This is a genomic window from Citrobacter sp. VF227, from assembly GCF_052950715.1.
This window is the reverse complement of record NZ_JBRFVF010000137.1, coordinates 1-641: the sequence shown is the minus strand read 5'-3', so window position 1 is coordinate 641 and position 641 is coordinate 1. Positions and strand designations below refer to the sequence as shown.

1 protein-coding gene is annotated in these 641 nt (G+C 66.5%); it reads right to left on the bottom strand.

What is annotated here, in order from left to right; all coding sequences use genetic code 11:
* Positions 1-641 (bottom strand): glycine betaine ABC transporter substrate-binding protein (locus tag ACU8YC_RS25500; protein WP_446896033.1); only part of this gene is annotated, 641 nt, incomplete at both ends.

The following is a 641-nucleotide window of genomic DNA, read 5'->3' as shown; positions in this document are numbered from 1 at the left end:
GCATCAAGGACGAGGAAGCCATGATGGCGCAGAACGAGGAGCGCGGCGGTCTCGTCCGGCTTGGCGCCGCGCTCCTCGTTCTGCGCCATCATGGCTTCCTCGTCCTTGATGCCGAGCTTGAACTTCCTGAGGATGGCGTAGACCTCGGGGAGGTCGTCCTTCAGGCCCTTGCGGACGATGGTGTTGACGCTCTCGTCCTCGCCGAAGACCTTCTTGGGGTCGGTGAGGTATTTCAGCTCGTAGCGGGCGAACATCCAGTGCGGCGTCCAGCCGGTGACGACGACGTCCTTCCTCTGCCGGATCGCGTTCTTGAGGGCGCTGGTCATCGTGGCGTCACTGCCGTCCACGAGCCGAACCGGCAGGCCGTAGGCCTTGATCGCGGCCTCCGAGCTCTTCATCACCCCGGCTCCCGGGTCGATGCCGATCACCTTGCCGTCCACCTCGGCGGCCCGGGTCTTGAGATCCTCGATGGAAGTGAGCGGCGAGAAGGCGGGGACCACCCAGCCGATCTTCGCCCCGGTCACGTTCGGTCCGAGCAGTTCCAGGCGGTCCTTGAGCTTGTCGTGGTAGGCGGCCTGGGTCACCGGGAGCCACGCGGCGACGCTGGCATCGGCGTCGCCCGTGGCCACCGCCTGCCACAT